This window comes from Pseudomonas sp. MUP55 (genome assembly GCF_034043515.1).
In the GTDB taxonomy this organism is placed as follows: Bacteria; Pseudomonadota; Gammaproteobacteria; order Pseudomonadales; family Pseudomonadaceae; genus Aquipseudomonas.
This window is the reverse complement of record NZ_CP138214.1, coordinates 2,046,168-2,072,750: the sequence shown is the minus strand read 5'-3', so window position 1 is coordinate 2,072,750 and position 26,583 is coordinate 2,046,168. Positions and strand designations below refer to the sequence as shown.

The following is a 26,583-nucleotide window of genomic DNA, read 5'->3' as shown; positions in this document are numbered from 1 at the left end:
TACAGGAAGTCCTATTTGATGAAACGAACCCTGCTCGTCCTGGCCATGATGGCCCTGGCCGCCTGCAATACACCCGCACGCATCGTCGCGCCTGACGGCAAGACCGTCGAGGACGGCAAGCGCGCCCTCGACCAACTGGCCCAGCTACCGCCGGCGGTGGAACGCATCCGCATCGGCGATCAGTTGCGCATCGTGCGCGATGCCGGGGAAATGCCGACACTGTCGGCGTTCAACGTCAGCACGATCTATGAGCTGACGCTGTACACGGTGCAAACCGACGGCAAGATCAACTACCCGTTCCTGGGCCCGATCCAGGTAGCCCGACGCACGCCGAGCGAAGTGGCGAACGAGCTGAGCAACAAGCTCGCGCCGGTGTATCGCGAGCCGCGGGTGACGGTGAACATCAACCAGGCGCCGGGCAATTCGATCATCGTCGGCGGCGCGGTGAACAACCCGTCCACGGTGCCGATCGCCTCGGCCAACACCCTGGAGCAAGCCATTGTCGGCGCCGGCGGGGTCAACCCGGCGGGCAACGCCAGCATGGTTGCGCTGCTGCGCGAGGATAGCCAGGGCACTTATCGCGCCTACTTCCTGGACTTCAGCCAATACCTCAAGACCGGTCCCAACGGGCGCAAACAAGTGCCTCTGCAACGCGGTGACGTGGTGTTCGTGCCCAAATCCAATGTGGGCGAGCGCATCCAGGGCGTGGATACCTACCTGAACCAACTGATCCCATTCACCAAGTCGATCGGGGTTGGCTACAACTACACCCGAACCAGCGGCGGCAGTAACTAAAGGAGCGACATCCCATGATCGAGATCCGTTCTTTTCGCGATCTTCTGCGCCTGTTCTTCATCTTCCGGCATGAGTTCAAGCTGGCGGCCATCGCGGCGCTGGTGATCATTCTGCTGGGGGCCTTCCTGCTGCCCGCCAAGTACGAATCCACCGCGCGCCTGCTGGTCAAGCCGGGGCGTGACTCGACGCTGCCGATCGAGATCAGCAACCGCCAGGCGCTGGTCATGCCCAGCACCCAGCGCGACCCGATTGTCGATGAGGAACGCCTGCTGACCGGTCGCCCGATCGTGCGTGCGGTGGCCGAACACTACCTGGAAGTCATCGACAAAATGCCGCCGCCGGAAGGCGTCTGGAAACGCACCAAGTACTACGTCAAAAACGCTGTTGGCGCGGTATTCGACGGCGTGCGCGTGGTGTTGGAAACCGTGGGCGTCATTGAACAGACCACACCGGTGGAGCGCCTGGCCGCGAGCCTTGAGAAGAACTTCGAAGTCAGCCACGCGGCCGGGTCGACGGTGATGGACATCAGTTTCAAATGGGGCGACCCCGAGATCGCCCAGGCGGTGGTCAAAAGTTGGGTCGAAACCTACATCAATGAACGCACCCAGGCCCTGGGGCGCAAGAGCCTGTACGCCTTCTATGAAGGCCAGGTGTCCAACAGCGCCACCGAAATCAAGAGCTACAAGGAGCAGATCCTTGCCCACTTGAACCAGATCGGCGCGGCGAGCATCACCGATCGCCTGGAAGACTTGTCCGAGCGCATCAATGTGCTGCGCGGCGAGACCTTCAACACCACGCGCTTGATCGCCTCTTCGGACAGCGCCCTTGACAGCACGCGTACCCAGCTCAAGACCCAGCCCAAGGAAGTGACCACGGTTCGCCAGATTGCGCTGAACCCGCAGCAGCAGGATCTGCGTCGTCTGCTTAACCAGAAGCTGCTGGAAAAAGCCGACATGATGCGCACCTACACCGATAACGCGCCGCCGGTCAAAGCCCTGGATGCGTCGATTCGGGCAATGCAGGCGCAGGTCGCCAGTGAAAGCAACACCGTGCAAAGCTCGGAAAACCGCGCGCCCAATACCCTGGAAATCCACCTGCAGCGCGTGCTGCTCGATGAGTCCAGCAACAACCTGGCGTTGCGTACCCAGTTGGTGCAACAGCAGAAACAACTGGTCAACCTCGAAGCGCAACGCAAGGAGGCCCTGGAGATTGAACCGGAGCTGGCGCGCCTGTCCCGTGAGTTGAGCGCCACCGAGCGTAACTACGCGCTGTACGTGGACAACCTGGAAAAATCCCGTATCGACCGTGAGCTGGATAACAGCCAGATCAGCAACATCGCGGTGATCGAAGAAGCCACCCTGAACCCAGGCCGTATCTTCCCCAAAACCCTGCTGATGCTGTTGCTGGCGATTCCGTTCGCCATCGTCGTCGGCCTGCTGGTGATCTACCTGTGCTACCTGCTCGACCAGCGCATTCACGATGGCGGCCTGGTGGAACGCAAGTTCGGCCTGCCGCTGTGGACCACCCTGCCGGAGCTGGACACCAGCACCGCGCAAGGCACCAATGCGTTCAATGCGAGCATCTACCGGTTGTACGGCCTGCTGCAGCTGGACCGCGTGGCCGAACGTGGCCTGACCCTTGGGCTGACCTCGGCGCGTCACGGTGAAGGGGTGACCTTCGTGGTGGAACAACTGCGCCAATTGCTCCAGGAAAACGGCATCAACGTGCGCGTCGGCGGGGCTGCTCCCGCCGAGCCGGGCGAAGTGGTGCTGCTGGATGCCTCCGCGCTGCTGGACAACCGCGATGCGTTCGTCAACCTGCGGCGCGCCGACCTGATCGCGCTGGTGGTGGAAGCCCAGAAGAGCACAGTGCCCGTGGTGGAGCATGCGCTGTCGATCCTCAACACGGCCTTCGGCAAGGTCGATGGCATCATCATCAACCGGCGTAAATTCGAAGTGCCGGCCAAGGTGCTGCAGACCATCGCCAAATACCGGGGGGCGTTCTGATGCGCATCGCCCTGCTCGCGCCTTTGCCACCGGAAAAGAATGGGATCGCCGATTACGCGAACCATTTCAAGACGGCATTGGAACAGTTGGGCGTGACGGTGGTGACACCGTTGAACGGCGTGGAAGGCTCGAGCGCGGCGATCAAGCAGGCCGTCGCCGCATTCGACTGGCGCAGCGTGGACCTGGTCCACGCTGAGCTGGGCGGCGGGCGCCTCGGAGAGTTCCTGGCCTTGCGCGAGTTGCGCAAGGCCTACCCGAAGCTGCCGCTGACCGCCACCGTGCATGACCCCGAACGGATCGTATGGCGGCGCGAGCAACTGCCCTTCCCGCTCAACCTGCTGGAGCGCCTGCCCAGCCCATTGCCGCAGGCGGCAGTGGTGCTGGCAGACCCCTTGACCCTGCGCGAGGAACGCCACGTCGCCCGTGGCCTGACCAGGCTGATTACCCTCACCCGCCTGGGCGCTGACTGTCTGAGCCAGCGCATGCAACTGCCTGCCGGCAAAGTGGCGGTGATCAACCACGCCAACCTGACCATCGCAGCCGTGGCGCTGCCACCGCTCGATACGCTGCACCTGCTGTATTTTGGTTTTATCTACCGTGGCAAAGGCATTGAAGACCTGCTGCAGGCCCTGGCCGACGTCTTCAAGCAAGCCCCCCAATTGCGTGACCGTGTGCGCCTGACCCTGGCCGGTGGCACTGCCGCCGAAATGGCGTTTGGCGCAGGCGGTAATTACCTGGAGCAGTTGAACCGCCAGATCGCCGACCTCGGCCTGGCCGGCTCCATCGACTGGCGGCTCAACCTGCCGGCCGAGGAAATTGCCCAAACGATCCAGGCCCACCATGTGATGGTGCTGCCGTATCGCGAATCGAAAAAACTCGGCCTGCTCGGCCGTCAGCGCGGTACCAGCGGCGCCTTGTCCTGGGCCGCCGCGTGTGGGCGCGGAGCGATTACCTCCGATGCCCGGGCGTTTGCCGAAGAAGTTGCCAGCGGTAACGGCGCGATCTTCCCCGAAGGCGATGTGGCCGCGCTGGGCGAGCAATTGCTGCGCCTGGCCCGTACACCAGCATTGGCCCAGGACTGGGCCGAACGCGCCGCAGCCATCGGCCGCGAACGCCTTTGGCCGCTGACCGCGCAGCGCTTTACGCAGCTGTTCGAGCAAGCCATAGAGGGAGCCCCGTATGGCGCGTAAACGTACCTACTTCGCCACCCTTGCGCTGATCGCGGCCCTGGGCCTGACCGCCTTTATCTGGGGGCGCCCGGCCGACGCCGAGAACCATGTGCTCAAGGGCAACAAGGTGGTGGTGTGGAAGGACTTCCTGGGGGTGAATGCGCAGTTTTTGTGGTTCAGCCCCGAGCGTTACCAACTGCAGATCGACCGTCTCAAGGAACTGGGCCTGGAGTGGGTGCGCCTGGACCTGCATTGGGATCGGCTGGAGCCGGTCGCCGACCAATATCAAGTGGCGACCCTGGATGAACTGGTCACCAAGCTCAAAGACAATCAGCTCAAGTCGGTGTTCTACCTGGTCGGCTCGGCGCCATTTATCACCACCGCGCCGGCGGGTGCACCCTATCAGGACCAGTACCCGCCGCAGGATCCGAATGTATTTGCGATTCGCATGGCCCTGTTGGCCCAGCGCTACCCCAGCGTCGACGCCTGGCAGGTGTGGAACGAGCCGAACCTGCTGGGCTTCTGGCGCCCGGCGGCGGACCCGGCCGGCTATGCCAGGCTGCTGAGCACCACCGCCGCCGCACTGCGTGCGGTAAACCCGAACAAACCGGTGGTGGCGGCCGGCATGGCGTTTTTCAGCGAAATGCCCAACGGGAAGACCATGCTCGACGCCCTCGGTGCACTCGGCGTGCCGAGCCTGAATACGGTGATGTCCTACCACCCTTATACCCAACTGCCCGAAGGCAACGACCCGGCCAACCTCGACTTCGTGGCCAAGACCACCGCGCTCAACCAGAAGCTGCGCGCCAGCGGCGTGAAAACCCTGTGGAGCACCGAGTGGGGCTGGTCGAACTACACCGGGCCCAAGGAAGCTCAGGACATCATCACCCAACAGGGCCAGGCCGACTACGTGATACGCCGCCTGGCGCTGATGAGCGCATTGGATTTCGACAAGATTTTTCTGTTCACCCTGAGCGACCTCGACCAGCGCGCCAGCGTGCGCGACCGCGCCTACGGCTTGCTCGATATCGACGCCAAGCCCAAGCCGGTCTACACCGCCTTGAAAAATTTCCTCGACGTCAGCGGGCCGAAACTGACCCCCGGCGACCCGCCCGCCGCCGACCAGTCGCCCGACGGCCTGTTCAGCATCGGCTGGACCCGCGCCGATGGCCGCAAGCTGTGGTTTTTCTGGTCGGCACGCGGCGGTAACGCACACTTGCCGGGCCTGACCAGCGCCACCCTGTACGACCCGTTGCGCGGCACACAAACACCGGTCAGCGGTACCAATGGGCTGACCGTGCCGGTCAAGTCGAACCTGCAAATTCTGTTATGGGATTGAAGTCCGCCATGCGCATTTTATGGATCCTGCCCTACTCGCCCTGGCCCGCCACCAGTGGCGGCAAAACGCGCCAGTTCCACCTGCTGCGCAGCTTGGCGGCGCGTGGGCACCGGATCACCTTGCTGCTGCACGACAAGCAGGCGGTGTCGCTGACCGATCGCCAGGTGCTGGAGGCGTTTCTCGAGCAGTTGATCATCCTGCCCCGCCGCCCACTGCGCAGCGTGAAAACCCTGGTGGCCGGGCTGTTTGCGCCTTACCCATTGCTGGCCAGCGTGAATGGTCTGTCGGGGGCGCTGCAGGACAGGTTCAACCAGTTGCTCAACGAACACTGGGACGTGGTGCAGATCGAGCACACCTACACCTTCCAGCCTTATGAAGATGCCTTGGCGCGCAAATCCCAACCCTTCGTGCTGACCGAACACAACGTTGAGTCGGCGCTCGGCGCGGCGACCTACGACCGCTTGCCACGTTGGGCGCTGCCGTTCATTCGCTATGACCAATGGCGCTACACGCGCTGGGAGCGGCGCGTGATGCGCCAGGCCACCCAGGTGGTGGCGGTAACCGACAGCGATGCGCAGGTGCTGGAAAAGATTGCCGGCAAACCGGTGCCGGTGGTGGTCAATGGCGTGGACTGCGACCATTTTGCCGGCGCCCGCCCCGACCCGTCCGCCCGCCGCGTGCTGTTTTTGGGCAACTATGAATACGCGCCCAATGTGGATGCCATCGAGTGGGCCCTGGATGAAATTCTGCCCAGAGTCTGGGAGCGTTGCCCCGAGGCGCGTATGAGCGTGTGCGGCTTCGGCATGCCCGGCAGTTGGCGCGAACGCTGGCAGGACCCGCGCATCGAGTGGCAAGGTTTTGTGCCGAACCTGTTGACCCTGCAATCGACCTGCTCGGTGTTTCTCGCGCCGTTGCGTCACGGCGGCGGCTCCAAGCTCAAGGTGCTCGAAGCACTCGCCGCCGGTCTGCCTCTGGCCAGCACCGAACAGGGCGTGTCGGGCCTGGACCTGGTCGATGGCCTGGACTATCTCGGCGGGCAAACCGCGGTCGGCCTGGCGGACGCCGTGGTGCGCCTGCTGCAGTCGCCCGAAGCCGCCGCGCCGATGGGTGAAGCCGGGCGAGCCTATGTGCGGCGCGCCCATGACTGGAGCGTTGCCGCCAGCCAACTGGAACAGGTGTACGCCAGCCTCTCTCCGCTCAATCAAAAGGAGCCCGCATGCGCGTAGGCCTGGATTACCGCACCGTCGGCACCTCACCGCAATCGGGCATCAGCCGCCAGGTGTATGCGCTGGAAAGCGCCCTGCGCAGCGTGCCGGACATCGAACTGGTGCGGTTTACCGTGGCGCCCCTGGGCGATGAGACTCGCTTGCAGGCACACTGCCCGGCCTGGGGCTGCGCGAAAACGGCGATGCACCAGCCACACAATCGCCTGCGTTTCGAAGCTGGTTTCCTGCCCCGTGCCCTGCGCGAACAGCACATCGACCTGTACATCAGCACCTTCAACATGGGCCTGCCGTTGCCGCCCAAACCCAAGGGTCTGCGCACCGTGGTGCTGCTGCACGACCTGTTCCAGATCACGCTGGACAACTACCACGCCAGCCGCCTGAAGGCGCGGGTGTACAAGACCACTGACCGCCTGTCGATTGCCTATGCCGTGCGCAGTGCCGACCGGGTGTGGACGCCGTCGCACTACAGCGCCGACGAGACCGCGCGGTTGTTTCCCCACGCGGCGGGCAAGATTCGCGTGCTGCCCAATCAGGTGGAGGGCTTCAACGAACCTGCGGCGGACCTGTCCGCGCGCCAATTGCCCACGGAGTTCTGGTTGCTGGTCGGCACCCGTGAACTGCGCAAGAACGTGCCGTTTCTGGTGGATGCCTGGCAACAGGCGCGGCGCCAATCCCCCGGCGTGCCGGAACTGGTGCTGGTGGGCAGCCTTGAGCACTTGCCTGAAGCCCAGCGCACGCTGCCGGGCATTCGCGCATTGAGTGGCGTTTCCGACGCCGAGTTGCAGGGACTGTACCGCCAGGCGTCACGTGTGTGGCAGCCTTCCTACGCTGAAGGCTTCGGTTTGCCGGTGATCGAAGCGCTGAGCGTCGGCACCCCCGTGGCCGTGGCCAGTGGCACCTCCCTGGACGAAATCACCCCGCCGTCGGCGCCGCGCTTTTCACCCACCGATGGCCCCGCACTGGTACAGCTGATGCTGAACCTGGCTGAGCACGGTGATGAAGCCACGCCCGAACAACACCGCCAATGGGCCGAACGCTTTAACCAACACGCTTATCGCCGACGCCTGGCCGAACTGATCGAGGAACTGAAATGAGACTCTCCCTGGCAAGCCTCGTCGCAATCCTCTTCGGCGTGCTGTTTGGCGTAGTCGCCCTGGCGCTGTCACCGGCCAAGGCGTTTCTTGCCGTGATCGGACTGGCGGCGGCCGTGACCATCCTGCGCTTTCCATTCTGGGGCTTGCTGCTGTTCGCCCTGGTCGCCACGTTCATGCCCTACTCCACGCTCAATCTAGGTATCCGCAGTACGGTGAGCGAAGCCATTCTCGCGCTGACCTGGGGGGCGGTGCTGTGGCACAGCTTTCTGTCACGTCTGCCGGACGCGCCGCGCCTGGCGCGCCGCCCCACCGACCAGATGCTGCTGTGGCTGATGCTGTTCAGCGTGTTCCCGTTTATCGTCGGCCAGGTCAGCATCCACGCCGAAAGCAGCGGCGTGGCCAACTGGCTGCGCTGGTTGCTGAACCTGTCGGGGGTATTTCTCACAGCCAAGCTGCTGGTGGACTACAAGCGCCGCGAAAGCCTGGTGATCGCCTTGCTGCTGGGCACCCTGGCGATGCTGGTGATGTCGATCGCGGTGTTCGTGCGCACGCGCTCCGGGGCGGGGATTGCGCCGATCCTGGCGCTGCTCAACTACGGCAACTTCGACATGTTGAAATTCGGCCTGGAAGCCATGTCCTCGCGTATGGGCTCGCCGTGGATGCACCCCAATGCCATCGGCGGAATTATGGCGCTGCTGCTGCCCCTGGCCTTTTGCTACGGCATGACCGAGCAGGGCTGGAAACGCGCGCTGGGCCTGGGCGTGGCCTGCCTGGGGGCGGCGGCGTTGCTGCTGGCGAGCAGCCGGGGGGCGATGGTCAGCCTGGCGCTGGTGCTGATCTGGCTGGCCACGCGGCGCGTGCCTTACACCGGGCGGTTGCTGATGATCGGCGCGGCGTTGACCGTGGCGTTGGTGATGGCTTACCCGCCGCTGCAGGAACGCCTGGCGACGATTTTCTCGTCGAGCAACGCCAGTACCGAAGTGCGTTTCGACGAATACCGCATGTTCCCGCAGGCCGTGGCGGCCTATCCGTTCGGCATCGGTTTCAAGGTCGACCCGCCGGTACCGGGCACGCACTTGCTGGGGATCTCCAACCTGTGGCTGAACTTCATCTACAAGACCGGCGTGGTCGGCATGCTCTTGTTTATCGCGGTGACCGTGCGCTGGTGGCGTGAAGCGCGGCCGGAAAAGGGCCCGATCCGCCTGACCAAGGACAACGCCCTGTGGCTGGGCAGCACGGCGGGGATTCTGTCGGCGCTGGTCAGCGGTTTGTTTGACCACTACTTCAGTTTTGCCGTGGTGATGGTGGCGCTGTTCTGGCTGATGGTGGGGATTAACGTACTGGAGGCGCGCCGCTTGTTTCCGGCACGTCTGCCTCAGGTCAAAGCGGTGGTGTTTCGCAAGCCGCTGCTTGATGGCGCGCGTCCCTGATGCTCGGATCTGCCGTATGGCTGACCGTGGCGACCCTGCTGGGCCTGTGCCTGGGGTTCGCGCGCGAGTGGTTGCTGGTGGCGGCTTGGGGCGCGGGAGAGCGCAGTGATGCGTTCCTGATCGCGCTGTTCTTGCCCGAGGCGCTGCGCATGTCGCTGGCCGGCGGCGTGTTGAGTGCCGCCGCGCTGCCGCTGTACCTGCAACGCCAGGACGGCGAACGCCTGGGCTGGCTGGCGGTGCTGTTCCCCGCGTTGATGCTGATCGCGCTGCTCACCAGCCTGCTGCTGATGCTTCTGGCGCCCTGGCTGGTGCAAGTGCTCGGCCCGGGGTTGGCGGCCAGCGCCACGTCGCTGGCCGCCAGCAATCTGCAGATTGTGGCGTGGTGTGTGCCGGGCCTGCTGCTGCATGCGCTGTTCAGTGTGCCATTGCAGGCCAGCGAGCGCTTTGTGCTGGCGGGGCTGGGTTCGCTGCTGTTCAACCTGCCGCCGGTGATTTACCTCGCGCTGGCCGGCACCGCCAGCCAGCCGCATACCCTTGCGCTGGCGTGCTTGATCGGCAGTGGCTTGATGCCGTTGGCGCTGCTGCCGTCGATCTGGCGCCTGGGCTGGCGACCGTGGCGCGTGCAGCTGTCGCTCGCGCCCCTGCGGGAGCTGGGCCAGCGCATCGGCCCGCTGTTGCTGAGCAATGGCGCCAGCCAGGGCCTGGCATTGATCGAACGGCTGGTGGCGTCGCTGCTGGGTGAAGGCGCGGTGACCTGGGTCAACCTGGCGCGCAAGCTGATGAATCTGCCCCTGATTGCGCTGATGAGCCTCAATCAAGTGCTGCTCGGCATGATGAGCCGACGCCAGGGCGATGAACGCCTGGCCCTGCTCAAGCGCGGCCTGGAAACCGCCAGCGTGCTGACCTTGCCGGCCGGCGTCGGGCTGGTGGCGGCGGCACCGAGCCTGGTGGTGCTGCTGCTGCCCACCCAGTCGGTGGACTCGCCGCTGCCGCTGTTGCTGGCAGGGTTTGCCGTGCCTTTGGTGTTCGGTGCGTGGAACGCCCTGCTCGCGCGTTATGCCTACGCCGCCGGCGATACGCGCCAGCCGCTGCGCTGCGAGCTGCTGGGCAGCCTGGTCAACGTGCTGTTGCTGGGCGTGCTGCCGTTTGCGTTCGGCCTGGTCGGTATCCCCTTGTCGGCGCTGGCGGGCGTGCTCTGCACCGCGCTGCTGCTGATGCAGCGCCAGGCCTTGCTCGGTGCCCTGCCCTGGGCGCGGCAATGGTTGCTCAGCGCGGGGCTGCTGGGGCTGGCGGCGCTGGTGTTGTTTCGAATCGAAGACGTGTGGCTGCAATTGGGCTTGAGCACCCTGGCAGGCGCCGTGGTGTTGCTGGGTATGGGGCTGTGGCTCAAGCCATGGCGCAAGGCGTGAATGATCGTTCGGGAAGACTTAAATGAAACATCGTTGGATTCAAATGGATATCGCCAAAGGCATCGGTATCCTGATTATCGTGTTTGGCCATAGTTGGTTTGTCGCCAACTCGCTGGACTTGATGTACCCGATCCTGGCGTCGTTCGTGCTGCCGTTGTTTTTCTTTTTATCCGGGGTGTTCTTCAAGCCCGAGCAGCCCTTCGTGGAAATGGCCGTGCGCAAGGCCGATGGCCTGCTCAAGCCGTTCTTCTTCACCATGCTGGCGTACGTGATCGTGCGCGATGTTCTGCGCGGGCAACCGTTGCTGCCCGACATCGGCGGCGTGCTGTACGCCTCCGTGGACACCATCCCGTGGCAGGCATTGTGGTTTTTGCCGCACTTCTGGGTAGCCATCCTGTTCAGTTGGTTGATGCTGCGACTGATCCAGCGCCTGAAGCTGCCGTTGCTGGCGGCTTGTCTGCTGATCGGCGCGCAATTGCTGCTCGGCATCTGGATGCTGCGTTGGTTCTGGCAAGTGCCGGTCACCGTCGGCGAACAGACCTGGTCCTTGCCCGGTCTGCCCTTCAGCCTCGACGTGACCCTGATCAGCAGCACCTACTTTATCTACGGCTACCTGCTGCGCGACTGGCTGCGCCGGCATGAAGGCTCGCTGCTGACCCTGCTGATCTCGCTGGTGCTGTTCGCTGCGGTATTTATCTACAGCCACGACACCATGGACCTGGCCCAACGCCGCTACGACCACTGGTTGTGGACCAGCCTGCTGGCGGTGATCGGCGTGTACGCGTGCTGGGCGCTGGCACGGGTGCTGATGGTGTCGACCGTGCTGACCCGGGCGATGACCTACATCGGCCAGTCGACGTTGATCGTGTTGATCTTCCACGGCGAGATTCAGCACAAGACCTTCGACCTGATGGAGCGGTTCGGCCTGCATCCTTTCATGGCAGCCTGCGTGGGCTTTGGGGTGGGGGTGGTGGTGCCGTTGCTGATCGGGGAAGTGATCAAGCGGGTGGCATTCCTGCGGTTCTTCTACTTTCCGTTTCCAGTGCGCAAGGCAGCAAAACCTTAATTGCGCGACTGACTAACGTGGAGTGGCCTGCCCTAATCCCTTGTATGAGCGAGCTTGCTCGCGAAGAATTCAGGGGCTCTCACGTTTATCCAGAATAAACGCGGGGCCTGGGCATTTTTCGCGAGCAAGCTCGCTCCTACAGGGTTATGGATTTCAATCGTCGAGTGGTTGCGGTGCGGACTTGTTGCCAGGTTTGGCGGGTTTGGCGGGTTTGCCACCCTTGGTCGGCGCAGGCGCGGCGGGCTCGGGTTCTGGCGCGGCAGCGGCTTCTTTCTCGGCCATCGGCATCTGGTCGATAGCGCTGTAGAACGCTTTGAGGTCCAGGCTATCGGGCGGCACGGTCTTCTCGAGTTTCTTCTCGCCGTCCTTGCCGACCAGAATCACCTTGGTGCCGCTGCCGACGCCGAGCTTGAGGGCGCGGATCAGGGCATTGGTTTCAGGCGGTGTGAGCTTTTTGCTGTCCTTGGGGTCCTTGGCGAACTTCTCGCCTTCGGCGCCGATGCTGCCAAACTTCACGGTGTACAACACCATGCTGCGCTCTTCGAAGGACTGCTTGATGGCAGGCTCCTCCAGTTGTTTCCTGAGCGTGGCCAACGTCGGGTTACCCGCATCGAGTTCCACCACCACCAGAGGGCGGGTTTTGCCCAACTCCAGCTTGAGCGGATTATCATCAGCAGCCAACAACGGCCCCGTAAAAGCCATCAAGGTAGCCAGGGTCAGCGACCGGATGAGCATGCGCACCTCCTTTGAATTCCATGCAGGGTTCTTGAGTTTCATGTCTGCGACAGCCAAATTCAAGGATGATTCCTACGTCACATTGAGAAGCGTGGGTCAGGATGCCCGCGGCGCAAGGGATTGGCGGGTGACGTGGGTCATTGTTTCTTCTGATTACGGGACCTGCCATTGCGGCCAGTGACGGGCGAACACAGGCGCCACAACCGGATCGGCATCCACCCGCTCCAGGGTTTGGGCAAAGCCCGGCGCCAGGTTACGGAGCACCTCGCGGGCGTCATCCCAACGCGACACCGCCGCAGCCATGATGCCCAGTGCATTGGGTACGTTATCGGGCGCGAACAGTTGGTCGGCAAACTGATCGGCGAACACGACCCAGGCCTGATGCAGATAGCGCCGCGTGCCGGTCGCCAGTTGCGCTTGCAGGGTTTGATCGGCATCGCCCAGCCAGCGTTGCGGGTAGTCGATGATGCCGATGGCGCTGTAGCAATTGGCTGCGATGTACAGCAGGCCACGCAGGATCTGTGCGCGGTTGCCGGCCAAGAGGTCGGCATCGGGATACTCGAGGCCCAGGTGGATCAGAATGGCGGCGCTTTCGGTCAGCACCTGGCCATCGGGGGTGACCAGGGTGGGGATCTGCTTGAGGGGGTTGATGCGCGCCAGGGCTTCGCTACCCTCGCCGTCGTGCCAGGAACTGGCGTCCACGCGATGCCACGGTACAGCGCAGCGCTGCAACGCGATTTCGATCATGCACGAGCCGGATTCGTCAGTGCCATAAAGCGTATACATCGGCGTTTCCTCCAAAGCTGCGGGGTTACAGGCCGTGCGGCCGATGGCTTAGAACAGGCCCATCTGCCCGCCCACCAGGGTGCCAAAATCATCGTCCACGAACGGCAGGATGGCGTCAGCCACAGGCTGTAATTGGCGGGTCACATAATGATCGTAGTCGATAGGCGCTTGCTGCACTTCCAGCGGCTGCGGGCCGTTGACGCTGATCAGGTAGCTGATCCAGCCGCCGCGCTGGTACTGGCGCGGGCGCCCGAGGCGGTCATTGTATTCATCGGCCAGCCGCGCGGCACGCACATGGGGTGGGACGTTGCGTTCGTAGTCATGCAACGGGCGGCGCAGGCGCTTGCGGTAGATCAATAGCTCATCAAGTTCGCCGCTCAAGGTACGGCGCACATACTCGCGCACATAATCCTGATACGGCTGACGATGAAAGATGCGCTGGTAGAGTTCCTGCTGGAATTGCCGCGCCAGGGGCGACCAGTCACTGCGCACGGTCTCCAGACCCTTGTAGACCATCTCTTCGCTGCCATCGTCGCGCACCACCAGGCCGGCGTAGCGCTTCTTGCTGCCCTCCTCCGCGCCGCGAATGGTCGGCATCAGGAAGCGGCTGAAATGGGTTTCGTATTGCAGTTCGAGGGCGCTGTGCAGGCCGTACTCGGTGTGCAGATGGCTGCGCCACCAATCGTTGACATGCTGCACCAGCGCCTGGCCTATGCGGCTGGCGTCCTCCAGCGAATGGGCGCTGCCGAGCCAGACGAAGGTGGAGTCGGTGTCGCCGTAAATCACTTCATAGCCCTGTGCCTCCACCAGCTCCCGGGTCTGACGCATGATCTGGTGCCCGCGCATCGTGATGGAGGACGCGAGCCGGGTGTCAAAGAACCGGCAACCGCTGGAGCCGAGCACGCCGTAGAAGGCGTTCATGATGATCTTCAGGGCTTGGGACAGCGGTGCATTGTGTTCGCGCTTGGCCACTTCGCGGCCTTCGGAAACCCGCGTGACGATAGACGGCAGGCAATGCCGGGTGCGGGAGAAACGCGCACCGCGAAAGCCTTGCACCGAGTCGCTGTCGTCGGGATGTTTGAGGCCTTCGATCAAGCCCACCGGGTCGATCAGGAAACTGCGGATGATCGACGGGTACAGGCTTTTGTAGTCCAGTACCAGCACCGACTCATAGAGACCGGGACGCGAGTCCATGACGAACCCGCCGGGGCTGGCCTGGGGTGGCTTGTCGCCGAGGTTGGGCGCGACGAAGCCCTGGCGGTGCATCAGCGGCATGTAGAGGTGGGTGAACGCGGCGACCGAGCCGCCATTGCGGTCGGCCGGCAGCCCGGTGACGCTGGCGCGTTCCAGCAGGAACTTGAGCAGCTCGGTCTTCTCGAAAATCCGCGTGACCAACTCGCAGTCCTTGAGGTTGTAGCGCGCCAGTGCGGGCTTGTCCTCGGCGAACATGCGGTTGATTTCGTCCATTCGCTGGTATGGCGTGGAGATGTCCTTGCCCTCACCGAGCAGGGTCTGCGCGACGTTCTCCAGGCTGAACGACTCGAAACTCCACGTGGCCGAGCGCAGGGCCTCGATGCCGTCGATGATCAGCCGGCCTGCTGCGCCAGCGAAGTAATGGTTGCGGCTGCCGTGTTCGCGCCAGGTCATGGCTTCACCGCCACGCCCCAGCAGAAGTGGCACGTTCAGGCGCTGGGCATGTTCATGCAGCACACGCAGGTCGAACTGCACCACGTTCCAACCGATGATCGCATCCGGGTCATGGGTGGCCAGCCACTGGTTCAGGCGTTCGAGCAGTTGGGCGCGGGTGTCGCAATAGTCGAGTTTGAAATCCACTGCGCAGGCTTTGTTGGGCGGCCCGAGCATGTACACCTGGCGCTCGCCGCACCCTTCGAGGGCGATGGAGTACAGGTCGCCCTGGGCGGTGGTTTCGATATCCAGGGAGACCAGCTTCAAAGCCGGGCGGTAATCAGGCGCGGGCTTCATCTGCGCCTCGAGCAGCGTACCGCTGGCATCCGGCGAACCGCCGAACCAGACAGGGGCGGTGATGAAACGCTCCATCATGTAGCGCTCAGGCGGACGCACATCGCCTTCGTAGACATCCACCCCGGCGGCGCGCAGGCGTTTCTCGATATCCATCAACTGGCGGTGCTGGCGGGCGTAGAGGCCCAGGACCGGTCGGTGATGGAAATCGCATAACTGCAAGGCACGCAATTCAATGTCGCGCTCGCCCTTGAGCAACCAATCCAGCGGCTTGCGAAAGGCCTCGGGAATAAACACCACCGAGGTTTGCACGGGTAGACGAATACACCGAGGCCCTTGGTCGGTGGCCAGCCAGAAACTGACCTCCGTCCCCGCCGGGGTGTCGCGCCAATGCCGGGTCAGGACAAACCCCTGCTGTAAATCCACCGTACCGCACCTCAAGAATCGCGTTCAGGGCGTGATTCTACTCGGCATCCGGATAAAGGCGGCACGTTAACTGCGATCTCACAAACTTGTTGCAAGACATGAATAACAATTACTATCATTTGCACCGGAGTCGTATCCGCGCAGTGAGGAAGCGCATCGATTGTTGCCCCTTCCTCATAGTTGACGGTTCGCCGTCAGGACCGATCATGCCCTTCTGTGCCCGACTCGCTGTGCCCTTTCGCCCCACCCTGCTCGCCCTTTGCTGCGCCCTGAGCGTTGCCGCGCATGCCGATACGGGCAACGCGCTGGAGCTGGATGCAACGCGCATCGATGCCCAGGCCCCCGCACTTGATGCGTTGCCTGCGGTGTATGCCGGCGGACAGGTTGCCCGGGGTGGCCAACTGGGTGTACTGGGCAATCAGGACATCATGGACGTGCCGTTCAGCATGTCCTCTTACACCGAGCAACTGATTCGCGACCAGCAGGCCGAAACCATCGGCGACGTGTTGCTCAACGACTCTTCCGTGCGCCAGGCATCGGGGTTCGCGAACCAGGCCCAGACGTTCATGATCCGTGGCTTACCCTTGAACGGCGACGATATCTCCTACAACGGTTTGTACGGCATCCTTCCACGCCAGATCATGTCCACAGACGCGCTGGAGCGTGTGGAAGTGTTCAAGGGGCCCAACGCATTCATCAACGGCGTAACGCCGACCGGCTCGGGGATCGGCGGCGGTGTGAACCTGCAATCCAAGCGCGCCGGTGACGCGCCGCTGCGTCGGTTCAGCACGGACATCAGCAGCGATGGCCGGGTGGGCGAGCATTTGGACATCGGGCAGCGGTTTGGTGAAGACAATCGTTTTGGCGCTCGGGTCAATCTGTCCCAACGCGAAGGCGATACGGGGATTGACGACGAAAACCAGCGTTCGAAACTGTTTGCGGTCGGCCTGGATTACCGTGGCGATGCGTTGCGCTTGTCGGGCGATTTTGTGTACCAGAAGCAGCGCATCAATGGCGGGCGAAACTCGCTGTTCCTGGGTACCGCGACCCACGTCCCGGACGCGCCTTCGGCGGATACCAACTACGCGCCGAGCTGGAGCAGCACCAACCTTGAAGACACCTTCGGCATGCTGCGCGCCGAGTACGACCTGACTGAAAACTGGACGGCTTACGCAGCAGGCGGTGTCAAACACAGCCGAGAAATGGGTCGATACTCTTCGATTACCCTGACCGACAACCTGGGCAATGCCACCTCCAGCCGCTCGACCATCGCGCACGAAGAAGACAACTCCAGTTTAATGACCGGGTTGAACGGCAAATTCCAGACCGGCCCCGTCAGCCATCGACTCAACCTTGGCCTGGCCGGCATCTGGACCCAGGCGCGCAACGCCTACGTGTTCAACGGCTCGCCCAGCGCGACCAACATCTACAACCCGGTGACCGGCGCAGCACCTACGCTCAATACGCCGCGCAACACCCCTGGCACCGACTTCAGCGACCCGACCATTACCGGCAAGACATTCGTGCGCAGCGCCGCAGTCTCCGACACGTTTGGCTTCTTCGATGACCGTCTGTTGGTCACGGTGGGCGCACGTCGCCAGCAAATGGTGGTGCAGGCTTACAACTACATGAGCGGTACGCGCACGGCCAACTACGACGAGTCGATCACCACACCGGTCTACGGCATCGTGTTCAAGCCGTGGGAGCACGTGTCTCTGTACGCCAACCGCATCGAAGGCCTGGCCCAGGGCCCGACCTCGCCACTCAAATCCGGCGACCGCACGGTCATCGGTGGCGGGCAAGCCTATGCCCCCGCTCGCTCCAAGCAGATCGAAGCGGGCGTCAAGGTCGACATGGGTACCTACGGCGCAACCCTCGGTGTGTACCGTATCGAGCAGCCTGGCGCGGGCTATGCCGAAGTGATCGATGCCACCACGGCGCGCTATGTGCGTGAAGGCCAGCAGATCAATAAAGGCGTCGAACTGAACGTGTTCGGCGAACCGGTAAATGGCCTGCGCCTGCTGGGTGGGGTGACGCTGATGAAGACTGAGCTCAAGGGAACCCTCAACGGTGCCAACGACGGCAACCGCGCCATCGGGGTGCCTTCATTCCAGCTCAACGCCGGGGTGGATTGGGACGTGCCCGGCCTGCAAGGCGTGACCCTCAATGGTCGTATGCTGCGCACCGGCGGCCAGTATGCCGACGCGGCGAACAACCTGAGCCTGCCGGCGTGGAACCGCTTCGATGTGGGCGCACGCTACACCTTTGCGCTGGAGCAGCGTGAGGTGACGCTCGGTGCAACGCTGGAAAACGTTGCCAACGAAAAGTACTGGGAATCGGCTCAGGGCGGCTTCCTGAGTCAGGGTGACCCGCGTGTGGCGAAGCTGTCGGCGACGATTGATTTCTAAATCACGCCGGCTGGGTACGGGCATCAGCCGTGATGCCCGTTCGGGTCAGGCCCGCCGAGGCTTGTTCAGGTAGTTTTCGATATTGCCCATCTGCTCATCCCAGCCCCGAGAGTTCATTTTGAACGCTTTCTGGCGACGCGCCTGGGGTATCTTGTCAAAACCGGACTCGACCACCCGCAGCAGGATGCCGGGCGCACGATCCTCAATGGTGAACTCCACCAGCGTCGGGGTTTCCTTGTCGTAGTCGACGCTGTTGTCTACTGCAAAGGGATGCCACCAGAAAGAAAACAGGGTCTGCGGCAGCATGCGTTCGACCTTGGCTTTCCACACGACATGTTCGTAGCCTGGGTAAGTAATCGGCGCTTCGATGGTTTCGCCGACAGCAAAGGTTTTTCCCTTGAGGGCGACACCAAACCAGTCGCCAAATTGCTCAGCATTCGTGAGCGCTTCCCAGACCTGTTTACGTGATGCGTTGAGCAGGACTTTTCGTTCGATGCGATCTAATACGTGCATAAGTCACCTCCTCCATTGAACACTAGGCGACATCGACCAATGCGCAACCTTGGGTTATGCGCGATGATGATGACCCCATCCTTGACCTGGCCATAGGTTATGACTGAACCGTTGAATGGAAGTTGCCTGTGCAAAGGTGTGCGCTACCAAGTGGACCGTCTGGACATGCCCATCAGCCACTGCCATTGCGACAGCTGCCGCAAGGCGCACGCGGCAGCGTTCGTGGCCACCGCCGGGGTGATGCGCGAGCACTTTCGCTGGACGCACGGTGAAGAGTGGCTGTCCTCGTTTGAGTCATCGCCGGGCAAACAGCGCCACTTCTGTTCGCGCTGCGGCTCGCATCTGATCGCCGAACGCGCGCACCAGCCTCACGTCATCGTGCGGGTGGCGACGCTGGACGATGATCCGGGCGCCAGGCCCACCGCGCATATCTGGACAGCCCATGATGTGCCCTGGCTGGCCTATGACGGCGTGGAGCGCTGGCGCGAATGGGAAGCGTGACTTAGACGTGAGGGTCGCCAGGCGCTTTGGCTGGCGTGGCATATTGCGGTTTCAAGTGACCGTCCTGGTCGAGCAGCCAGGCATCCATGATCTGGCGCACCACCGGACCTGCCACACGGCCACCGGCTTCACCGTTTTCAATCATCACCGAGATCACGATCTTCGGATGCTCGGCTGGCGCAAAGCCGACAAACAAGGCGTTATCACGATGACGCTCCAAGGTCTTATTGCGGTTGTAGCGCTCACCCTGCTTGATTGCCACCACCTGCGCGGTACCGCTCTTGCCGGCAATGCGATATTGCGCACCCTGGGCAGCCGCACGGGCGATACCGCGCGGGTCGTGCATCACTAGCTGCATGCCGTGGTTGACCTGCTCCCAGTCACGCGGGTCTTTGAGGACTACGTTGGGCATGGGGTTCTCATCTACCGGTGGCGCGCCGTCGATGGTCTTGGCCAGATGCGGTCGGTTCCATACACCCTTGTTGGCGATCAGCGCAGTGGCTTGGGCCAGCTGCAGCGGCGTGACCTGCATATAACCCTGGCCGATACCCAGGATCACGGTTTCGCCCGGAAACCAGGGTTGGCGGCGCGTCGCGCGCTTCCAGGCTTGAGAAGGCATCAGGCCGGCGGACTCTTCGAACATGTCCAGGGACACCTTCTGCCCCAGGCCGAATTCGGCCAGGTAATCATGCAGGCGATCAATGCCGAGCTTGTGGGCCAGGTCATAGAAGTAGGTGTCGTTGGAGCGCATGATGGCGGCGTCCATATCTACCCAGCCGTCGCCGCTGTGGTTCCAGTTGCGGTATTTGTGATCAAAATCCGGCAACTGGTAGTAACCCGGATCGAACACACGGGTTTGCGGGGTAACGACACCGCTGTCGAGCCCGGCGATGGCCACTTCAGGCTTGATGGTGGAGCCTGGCGCATACAGGCCGCGCAGCACGCGGTTGAACAGCGGTCTGTCGATGGAATCATGCAGCGCGGCATATTCCTTGAAGCTGATACCGGTGACGAACAGGTTCGGATCGAAACTTGGCTTGCTGACCATCGCCAGCACTTCACCGGTTTGCGGGTCCAGGGCAACCACAGAACCACGACGATCGCCCAAGGCTTCTTCAGCGGCTTCCTGAAGCTTCACGTCGAGGCTCAGGACGATGTTTTTGCCGGGGATCGGGTCCGTGTGCTTGAGCACGCGCAGTACTCGGCCCTGTGCGTTGGTTTCGACTTCCTCATAACCCACGTGACCGTGCAGCTCAGACTCGTAGAAGCGTTCGATGCCGGTTTTGCCGATGGACTGGGTACCGCGGTACTCCACTGAGTCGAGGGCCTTGGACTCTTTCTCGTTGATTCGTCCGACATAGCCGATGGAATGAGCGAAGTGCGCCCCTAGCGGGTAATGGCGGACGAATTGAGGCTCAACGTCCACACCCGGCAGACGGAACTCGTTGACAGCCAACACGGCGATTTGCTCTTCGTTCAGCTCGTAGAACAGCGTGACGGGAACGAACGGATGGCGAGCCTGCTTGAGCGCTTTGTCGAACACGGCACGGTCTTCGGCGGGCAGGTGCAGCAGACTGACGATGGCGTCCAACTCACCTTTGAGGTCGGTGGTGCGCTCGCGGGTAATGGTCAGGTTGTAGCTGGGTCGGTTGTCCGCCAGGACCACGCCGTTGCGGTCATAGATCAAGCCCCGAGTTGGGGTGATGGGCAGTACGTGGACGCGATTGTTTTCCGAAATCGTGGAGTGGTAGTCGTATTGCACCACCTGCAGAAAGTACATCCGCCCCACCAGGGCGCAGGTGATGCCAATCACCAAGAGTGCGCACGCGAGCAAACGCTTGTTGACCAGACGGTTTTCTTTTTCGTGGTCCTTGATCGGTATCGGTTCAGGCATTTCTACAGCATCTCGTTGAATAAGGTCGACGTCGCGTCCTGCGGATACAGATCAATCCTTGTCAAAATGTGCTGCACCATACCAAAAATGCAGAAACACTTTGAATCGATTTCCCTTAACGGCGGGTTATTTCATCATCCAGAAAGCGCAGGCGGGGTGCCGAACACACCTGACAGGGCGAATGGGAGGGGCGTCGATTTTCGACCGCCCAAAACAAAACCCCTGTCTGCGTTAGCAAACAGGGGTTCTGGAATTTAATCTTGACGATGACCTACTCTCACATGGGGAAACCCCACACTACCATCGGCGATGCATCGTTTCACTACTGAGTTCGGGATGGGATCAGGTGGTTCCAATGCTCTATGGTCGTCAAGAAATTCGGGTACTGAGTCGTGGCCAGACGGCCTCGCTTCAGCAAATTGGGCATGTGACAGCTTTCGGTGCTTTGTGAGCGTCGAACTTTCGGTTCATCTCGTCTTCACACACCGCAATCTGGTCTCTTTCGAGTCGCAAATTGCTTGGGTGTTATATGGTCAAGCCTCACGGGCAATTAGTATTGGTTAGCTCAACGCCTCACAGCGCTTACACACCCAACCTATCAACGTCGTAGTCTTCGACGGCCCTTCAGGGAACTCAAGGTTCCAGTGAGATCTCATCTTGAGGCTAGTTTCCCGCTTAGATGCTTTCAGCGGTTATCTATTCCGAACATAGCTACCCGGCAATGCCACTGGCGTGACAACCGGAACACCAGAGGTTCGTCCACTCCGGTCCTCTCGTACTAGGAGCAGCCCCTCTCAAATCTCAAACGTCCACGGCAGATAGGGACCGAACTGTCTCACGACGTTCTAAACCCAGCTCGCGTACCACTTTAAATGGCGAACAGCCATACCCTTGGGACCGGCTTCAGCCCCAGGATGTGATGAGCCGACATCGAGGTGCCAAACACCGCCGTCGATATGAACTCTTGGGCGGTATCAGCCTGTTATCCCCGGAGTACCTTTTATCCGTTGAGCGATGGCCCTTCCATACAGAACCACCGGATCACTAAGACCTACTTTCGTACCTGCTCGACGTGTCTGTCTCGCAGTCAAGCGCGCTTTTGCCTTTATACTCTACGACCGATTTCCGACCGGTCTGAGCGCACCTTCGTACTCCTCCGTTACTCTTTAGGAGGAGACCGCCCCAGTCAAACTACCCACCATACACTGTCCTCGATCCGGATAACGGACCTGAGTTAGAACCTCAAAGTTGCCAGGGTGGTATTTCAAGGATGGCTCCACGCAGACTGGCGTCCACGCTTCAAAGCCTCCCACCTATCCTACACAAGCAAATTCAAAGTCCAGTGCAAAGCTATAGTAAAGGTTCACGGGGTCTTTCCGTCTAGCCGCGGATACACTGCATCTTCACAGCGATTTCAATTTCACTGAGTCTCGGGTGGAGACAGCGCCGCCATCGTTACGCCATTCGTGCAGGTCGGAACTTACCCGACAAGGAATTTCGCTACCTTAGGACCGTTATAGTTACGGCCGCCGTTTACCGGGGCTTCGATCAAGAGCTTCGCGTTAGCTAACCCCATCAATTAACCTTCCGGCACCGGGCAGGCGTCACACCCTATACGTCCACTTTCGTGTTTGCAGAGTGCTGTGTTTTTAATAAACAGTCGCAGCGGCCTGGTATCTTCGACCGGCATGAGCTTACGGAGCAAGTCCTTCACCCTCACCGGCGCACCTTCTCCCGAAGTTACGGTGCCATTTTGCCTAGTTCCTTCACCCGAGTTCTCTCAAGCGCCTTGGTATTCTCTACCCAACCACCTGTGTCGGTTTGGGGTACGGTTCCTGGTTACCTGAAGCTTAGAAGCTTTTCTTGGAAGCATGGCATCAACCACTTCGTCGTCTAAAAGACGACTCGTCATCAGCTCTCGGCCTTAGAATCCCGGATTTACCTAAGATTCCAGCCTACCACCTTAAACTTGGACAACCAACGCCAAGCTGGCCTAGCCTTCTCCGTCCCTCCATCGCAATAACCAGAAGTACAGGAATATTAACCTGTTTTCCATCGACTACGCTTTTCAGCCTCGCCTTAGGGACCGACTAACCCTGCGTCGATTAACGTTGCGCAGGAAACCTTGGTCTTTCGGCGTGGGTGTTTTTCACACCCATTGTCGTTACTCATGTCAGCATTCGCACTTCTGATACCTCCAGCAAGCTTCTCAACTCACCTTCACAGGCTTACAGAACGCTCCTCTACCGCATCACTTACGTGATACCCGTAGCTTCGGTGTATGGTTTGAGCCCCGTTACATCTTCCGCGCAGGCCGACTCGACTAGTGAGCTATTACGCTTTCTTTAAAGGGTGGCTGCTTCTAAGCCAACCTCCTAGCTGTCTAAGCCTTCCCACATCGTTTCCCACTTAACCATAACTTTGGGACCTTAGCTGACGGTCTGGGTTGTTTCCCTTTTCACGACGGACGTTAGCACCCGCCGTGTGTCTCCCATGCTCGGCACTTGTAGGTATTCGGAGTTTGCATCGGTTTGGTAAGTCGGGATGACCCCCTAGCCGAAACAGTGCTCTACCCCCTACAGTGATACATGAGGCGCTACCTAAATAGCTTTCGAGGAGAACCAGCTATCTCCGAGCTTGATTAGCCTTTCACTCCGATCCACAGGTCATCCGCTAACTTTTCAACGGTAGTCGGTTCGGTCCTCCAGTTAGTGTTACCCAACCTTCAACCTGCCCATGGATAGATCGCCCGGTTTCGGGTCTATTCCCAGCGACTAGACGCCCTATTAAGACTCGCTTTCGCTACGCCTCCCCTATTCGGTTAAGCTCGCCACTGAAAATAAGTCGCTGACCCATTATACAAAAGGTACGCAGTCACCCAACAAAGTGGGCTCCCACTGCTTGTACGCATACGGTTTCAGGATCTATTTCACTCCCCTCTCCGGGGTTCTTTTCGCCTTTCCCTCACGGTACTAGTTCACTATCGGTCAGTCAGTAGTATTTAGCCTTGGAGGATGGTCCCCCCATATTCAGACAAAGTTTCTCGTGCTCCGTCCTACTCGATTTCATGACTAAGAGATTTTCGCGTACAGGGCTATCACCCACTATGGCCGCACTTTCCAGAGCGTTCCGCTAATCTCAAAGCCACTTAAGGGCTAGTCCCCGTTCGCTCGCCACTACTAAGGGAATCTCGGTTGATTTCTTTTCCTCAGGGTACTTAGATGTTTCAGTTCCCCTGGTTCGCTCCATACACCTATGTATTCAGTGTAAGGTAACCATCTTATGATGGCTGGGTTCCCCCATTCAGACATCTCCGGATCAAAGTCTGTTTGCCGACTCCCCGAAGCTTTTCGCAGGCTACCACGTCTTTCATCGCCTCTGACTGCCAAGGCATCCACCGTATGCGCTTCTTCACTTGACCATATAACCCCAAGCAATCTGGTTATACTGTGAAGACAACATTCGCCGAAAATTCGAATTTCTCGATTAAGAGAACTCACAAATTTTACCTTAGCCTGATCCGTTACCAGTGAAAGTAACGTTCAGTCTATCTTTCTATCACATACCCAAATTTTTAAAGAACGATCTAATCAAAGACTAGAAATCAATATTCACACCGGAATATTCGTTTCTAAACTCTAACAAGCAGAAGCAGTTAAATGGTGGAGCCAAACGGGATCGAACCGTTGACCTCCTGCGTGCAAGGCAGGCGCTCTCCCAGCTGAGCTATGGCCCCATAACAAAATTGGTGGGTCTGGGCAGATTCGAACTGCCGACCTCACCCTTATCAGGGGTGCGCTCTAACCAACTGAGCTACAGACCCAATTTCGAGCGCGCAACTGTTAGCTTGGAGCTATCAGCTTGGAGCTTAAAGCTGCTTCTATCGTCTTCTTCAATGAATCAAGCAATTCGTGTGGGAACTTATGGAGCAGCTGATGTCGTCGATTAAGGAGGTGATCCAGCCGCAGGTTCCCCTACGGCTACCTTGTTACGACTTCACCCCAGTCATGAATCACACCGTGGTAACCGTCCTCCCGAAGGTTAGACTAGCTACTTCTGGTGCAACCCACTCCCATGGTGTGACGGGCGGTGTGTACAAGGCCCGGGAACGTATTCACCGCGACATTCTGATTCGCGATTACTAGCGATTCCGACTTCACGCAGTCGAGTTGCAGACTGCGATCCGGACTACGATCGGTTTTGTGGGATTAGCTCCACCTCGCGGCTTGGCAACCCTCTGTACCGACCATTGTAGCACGTGTGTAGCCCAGGCCGTAAGGGCCATGATGACTTGACGTCATCCCCACCTTCCTCCGGTTTGTCACCGGCAGTCTCCTTAGAGTGCCCACCATAACGTGCTGGTAACTAAGGACAAGGGTTGCGCTCGTTACGGGACTTAACCCAACATCTCACGACACGAGCTGACGACAGCCATGCAGCACCTGTCTCAATGTTCCCGAAGGCACCAATCCATCTCTGGAAAGTTCATTGGATGTCAAGGCCTGGTAAGGTTCTTCGCGTTGCTTCGAATTAAACCACATGCTCCACCGCTTGTGCGGGCCCCCGTCAATTCATTTGAGTTTTAACCTTGCGGCCGTACTCCCCAGGCGGTCAACTTAATGCGTTAGCTGCGCCACTAAGAGCTCAAGGCTCCCAACGGCTAGTTGACATCGTTTACGGCGTGGACTACCAGGGTATCTAATCCTGTTTGCTCCCCACGCTTTCGCACCTCAGTGTCAGTATCAGTCCAGGTGGTCGCCTTCGCCACTGGTGTTCCTTCCTATATCTACGCATTTCACCGCTACACAGGAAATTCCACCACCCTCTACCATACTCTAGTCAGTCAGTTTTGAATGCAGTTCCCAGGTTGAGCCCGGGGATTTCACATCCAACTTAACAAACCACCTACGCGCGCTTTACGCCCAGTAATTCCGATTAACGCTTGCACCCTCTGTATTACCGCGGCTGCTGGCACAGAGTTAGCCGGTGCTTATTCTGTCGGTAACGTCAAAACAATCACGTATTAGGTAACTGCCCTTCCTCCCAACTTAAAGTGCTTTACAATCCGAAGACCTTCTTCACACACGCGGCATGGCTGGATCAGGCTTTCGCCCATTGTCCAATATTCCCCACTGCTGCCTCCCGTAGGAGTCTGGACCGTGTCTCAGTTCCAGTGTGACTGATCATCCTCTCAGACCAGTTACGGATCGTCGCCTTGGTGAGCCATTACCCCACCAACTAGCTAATCCGACCTAGGCTCATCTGATAGCGCAAGGCCCGAAGGTCCCCTGCTTTCTCCCGTAGGACGTATGCGGTATTAGCGTCCGTTTCCGAACGTTATCCCCCACTACCAGGCAGATTCCTAGGCATTACTCACCCGTCCGCCGCTCTCAAGAGAAGCAAGCTTCTCTCTACCGCTCGACTTGCATGTGTTAGGCCTGCCGCCAGCGTTCAATCTGAGCCATGATCAAACTCTTCAGTTCAAACATCTTTGGGTTTTTAAGAAACCCTAAACTTGGCTCAGCAATCGTTGGTTACATCTTTGATTTCTCGCGGAGTAACTTGTGATGCTGATAATCTTGTTGACTATCAGTCTGACTCCACAAGCACCCACACGAATTGCTTGATTCAGTTGTTAAAGAGCGGTTGGTTAAGATCTTTCGTCTCAACCGAGGCGCGCATTCTACAGCAGCCTCATTTGCTGTCAAGTGGTTATTTTCAGAAGTTTTCGAAGAATTCTTCAACAACTTCAACCACTTGCGCTTGCGATCTCTCGTAAGCGGGAGGCGAATTCTACAGCGTTACA

16 protein-coding genes, 2 tRNA genes and 3 rRNA genes are annotated in these 26,583 nt (G+C 60.2%); 11 read left to right on the top strand and 10 right to left on the bottom strand.

The window, feature by feature from the left end; translation table 11 throughout:
- Nucleotides 1-18: 18 nt before the first annotated feature.
- Genes SC318_RS09420 through SC318_RS09380 form a run of 9 tightly spaced genes read left to right on the top strand, consistent with a single transcriptional unit; the run spans nt 19 to nt 11,534 of the window.
- Complete coding sequence (locus SC318_RS09420) at nt 19-795, top strand: polysaccharide biosynthesis/export family protein (protein WP_320430540.1); 777 nt, start codon at nt 19-21, stop codon at nt 793-795.
- A 14-nt stretch (nt 796-809) separates the two neighbouring features.
- Nucleotides 810-2,801: a GumC family protein gene (locus SC318_RS09415; RefSeq protein ID WP_320430539.1), complete on the top strand. Its 1,992-nt coding sequence runs from the start codon at nt 810-812 to the stop codon at nt 2,799-2,801.
- Nucleotides 2,801-3,991, top strand: coding sequence for a glycosyltransferase (locus SC318_RS09410; protein WP_320430538.1), 1,191 nt, complete (start codon nt 2,801-2,803; stop codon nt 3,989-3,991). The genes SC318_RS09415 and SC318_RS09410 overlap by 1 nt, the downstream gene beginning before the upstream one ends.
- On the top strand, nt 3,981-5,309 hold the full coding sequence (locus tag SC318_RS09405) for a cellulase family glycosylhydrolase (RefSeq protein ID WP_320430537.1): 1,329 nt from the start codon (nt 3,981-3,983) through the stop codon (nt 5,307-5,309). Before SC318_RS09410 ends, SC318_RS09405 begins: the two co-directional genes overlap by 11 nt.
- A gap of 8 nt (nt 5,310-5,317) precedes the next feature.
- Nucleotides 5,318-6,535: a glycosyltransferase family 4 protein gene (locus SC318_RS09400; RefSeq protein ID WP_320430536.1), complete on the top strand. Its 1,218-nt coding sequence runs from the start codon at nt 5,318-5,320 to the stop codon at nt 6,533-6,535.
- Nucleotides 6,526-7,629 (top strand): glycosyltransferase family 4 protein, encoded by a 1,104-nt coding sequence (locus SC318_RS09395; RefSeq protein ID WP_320430535.1) that lies wholly within the window; start codon nt 6,526-6,528, stop codon nt 7,627-7,629. Before SC318_RS09400 ends, SC318_RS09395 begins: the two co-directional genes overlap by 10 nt.
- A complete protein-coding gene (locus tag SC318_RS09390; RefSeq protein ID WP_306492395.1) occupies nt 7,626-9,059 on the top strand; it encodes an O-antigen ligase family protein in 1,434 nt (477 codons plus the stop codon). The genes SC318_RS09395 and SC318_RS09390 overlap by 4 nt, the downstream gene beginning before the upstream one ends.
- A complete protein-coding gene (locus SC318_RS09385; RefSeq protein WP_320430534.1) occupies nt 9,059-10,468 on the top strand; it encodes a lipid II flippase MurJ in 1,410 nt (469 codons plus the stop codon). The genes SC318_RS09390 and SC318_RS09385 overlap by 1 nt, the downstream gene beginning before the upstream one ends.
- A gap of 22 nt (nt 10,469-10,490) precedes the next feature.
- Nucleotides 10,491-11,534, top strand: a complete 1,044-nt coding sequence (locus SC318_RS09380) for an acyltransferase family protein (RefSeq protein ID WP_320430533.1) — start codon at nt 10,491-10,493, stop codon at nt 11,532-11,534.
- 153 nt (nt 11,535-11,687) lie between these two features.
- On the opposite strand, the gene SC318_RS09375 is transcribed toward SC318_RS09380, so the two are convergent.
- From SC318_RS09375 to SC318_RS09365, 3 genes are all read right to left on the bottom strand, one after another.
- Nucleotides 11,688-12,269 (bottom strand): DUF4174 domain-containing protein, encoded by a 582-nt coding sequence (locus SC318_RS09375; RefSeq protein WP_320430532.1) that lies wholly within the window; start codon nt 12,267-12,269, stop codon nt 11,688-11,690.
- A gap of 153 nt (nt 12,270-12,422) precedes the next feature.
- Nucleotides 12,423-13,055: a glutathione S-transferase family protein gene (locus SC318_RS09370; protein ID WP_320430531.1), complete on the bottom strand. Its 633-nt coding sequence runs from the start codon at nt 13,053-13,055 to the stop codon at nt 12,423-12,425.
- 48 nt (nt 13,056-13,103) lie between these two features.
- On the bottom strand, nt 13,104-15,461 hold the full coding sequence (locus SC318_RS09365) for a DNA polymerase II (protein WP_320430530.1): 2,358 nt from the start codon (nt 15,459-15,461) through the stop codon (nt 13,104-13,106).
- Between the two features lie 206 nt (nt 15,462-15,667).
- On the opposite strand from SC318_RS09365, the gene SC318_RS09360 reads away from it, so the two are divergent.
- Nucleotides 15,668-17,869 carry a TonB-dependent receptor gene (locus SC318_RS09360; protein ID WP_320430529.1) on the top strand — a complete coding sequence of 734 codons (2,202 nt, stop codon included), beginning with the start codon at nt 15,668-15,670 and terminating at the stop codon, nt 17,867-17,869.
- 45 nt (nt 17,870-17,914) lie between these two features.
- On the opposite strand, the gene SC318_RS09355 is transcribed toward SC318_RS09360, so the two are convergent.
- Nucleotides 17,915-18,382, bottom strand: coding sequence for an SRPBCC family protein (locus SC318_RS09355; RefSeq protein WP_320430528.1), 468 nt, complete (start codon nt 18,380-18,382; stop codon nt 17,915-17,917).
- Between the two features lie 99 nt (nt 18,383-18,481).
- Here SC318_RS09355 and SC318_RS09350 point away from each other — a divergent pair, with 99 nt between their 5' ends.
- The gene (locus SC318_RS09350) at nt 18,482-18,883 is read left to right on the top strand and encodes a GFA family protein (protein ID WP_320430527.1); all 402 of its coding nucleotides are present in this window, start codon (nt 18,482-18,484) and stop codon (nt 18,881-18,883) included.
- 1 nt (nt 18,884) lies between these two features.
- On the opposite strand, the gene mrdA is transcribed toward SC318_RS09350, so the two are convergent.
- From mrdA to SC318_RS09320, 6 genes are all read right to left on the bottom strand, one after another.
- Nucleotides 18,885-20,777, bottom strand: a complete 1,893-nt coding sequence (gene mrdA / locus SC318_RS09345; protein ID WP_320430526.1) for a penicillin-binding protein 2 — start codon at nt 20,775-20,777, stop codon at nt 18,885-18,887.
- A 258-nt stretch (nt 20,778-21,035) separates the two neighbouring features.
- Nucleotides 21,036-21,151: ribosomal RNA gene (gene rrf, locus SC318_RS09340) — 5S ribosomal RNA — on the bottom strand.
- A gap of 155 nt (nt 21,152-21,306) precedes the next feature.
- A 23S ribosomal RNA gene (locus SC318_RS09335) occupies nt 21,307-24,198 on the bottom strand.
- 239 nt (nt 24,199-24,437) lie between these two features.
- A tRNA-Ala gene (locus SC318_RS09330) sits at nt 24,438-24,513 on the bottom strand.
- Between the two features lie 10 nt (nt 24,514-24,523).
- Nucleotides 24,524-24,600 (bottom strand) — tRNA-Ile (locus SC318_RS09325).
- 123 nt (nt 24,601-24,723) lie between these two features.
- A 16S ribosomal RNA gene (locus SC318_RS09320) occupies nt 24,724-26,260 on the bottom strand.
- Together the 16S, 23S and 5S rRNA genes with 2 tRNA genes alongside form the textbook arrangement of a ribosomal RNA operon.
- Nucleotides 26,261-26,583 lie beyond the last annotated feature (323 nt).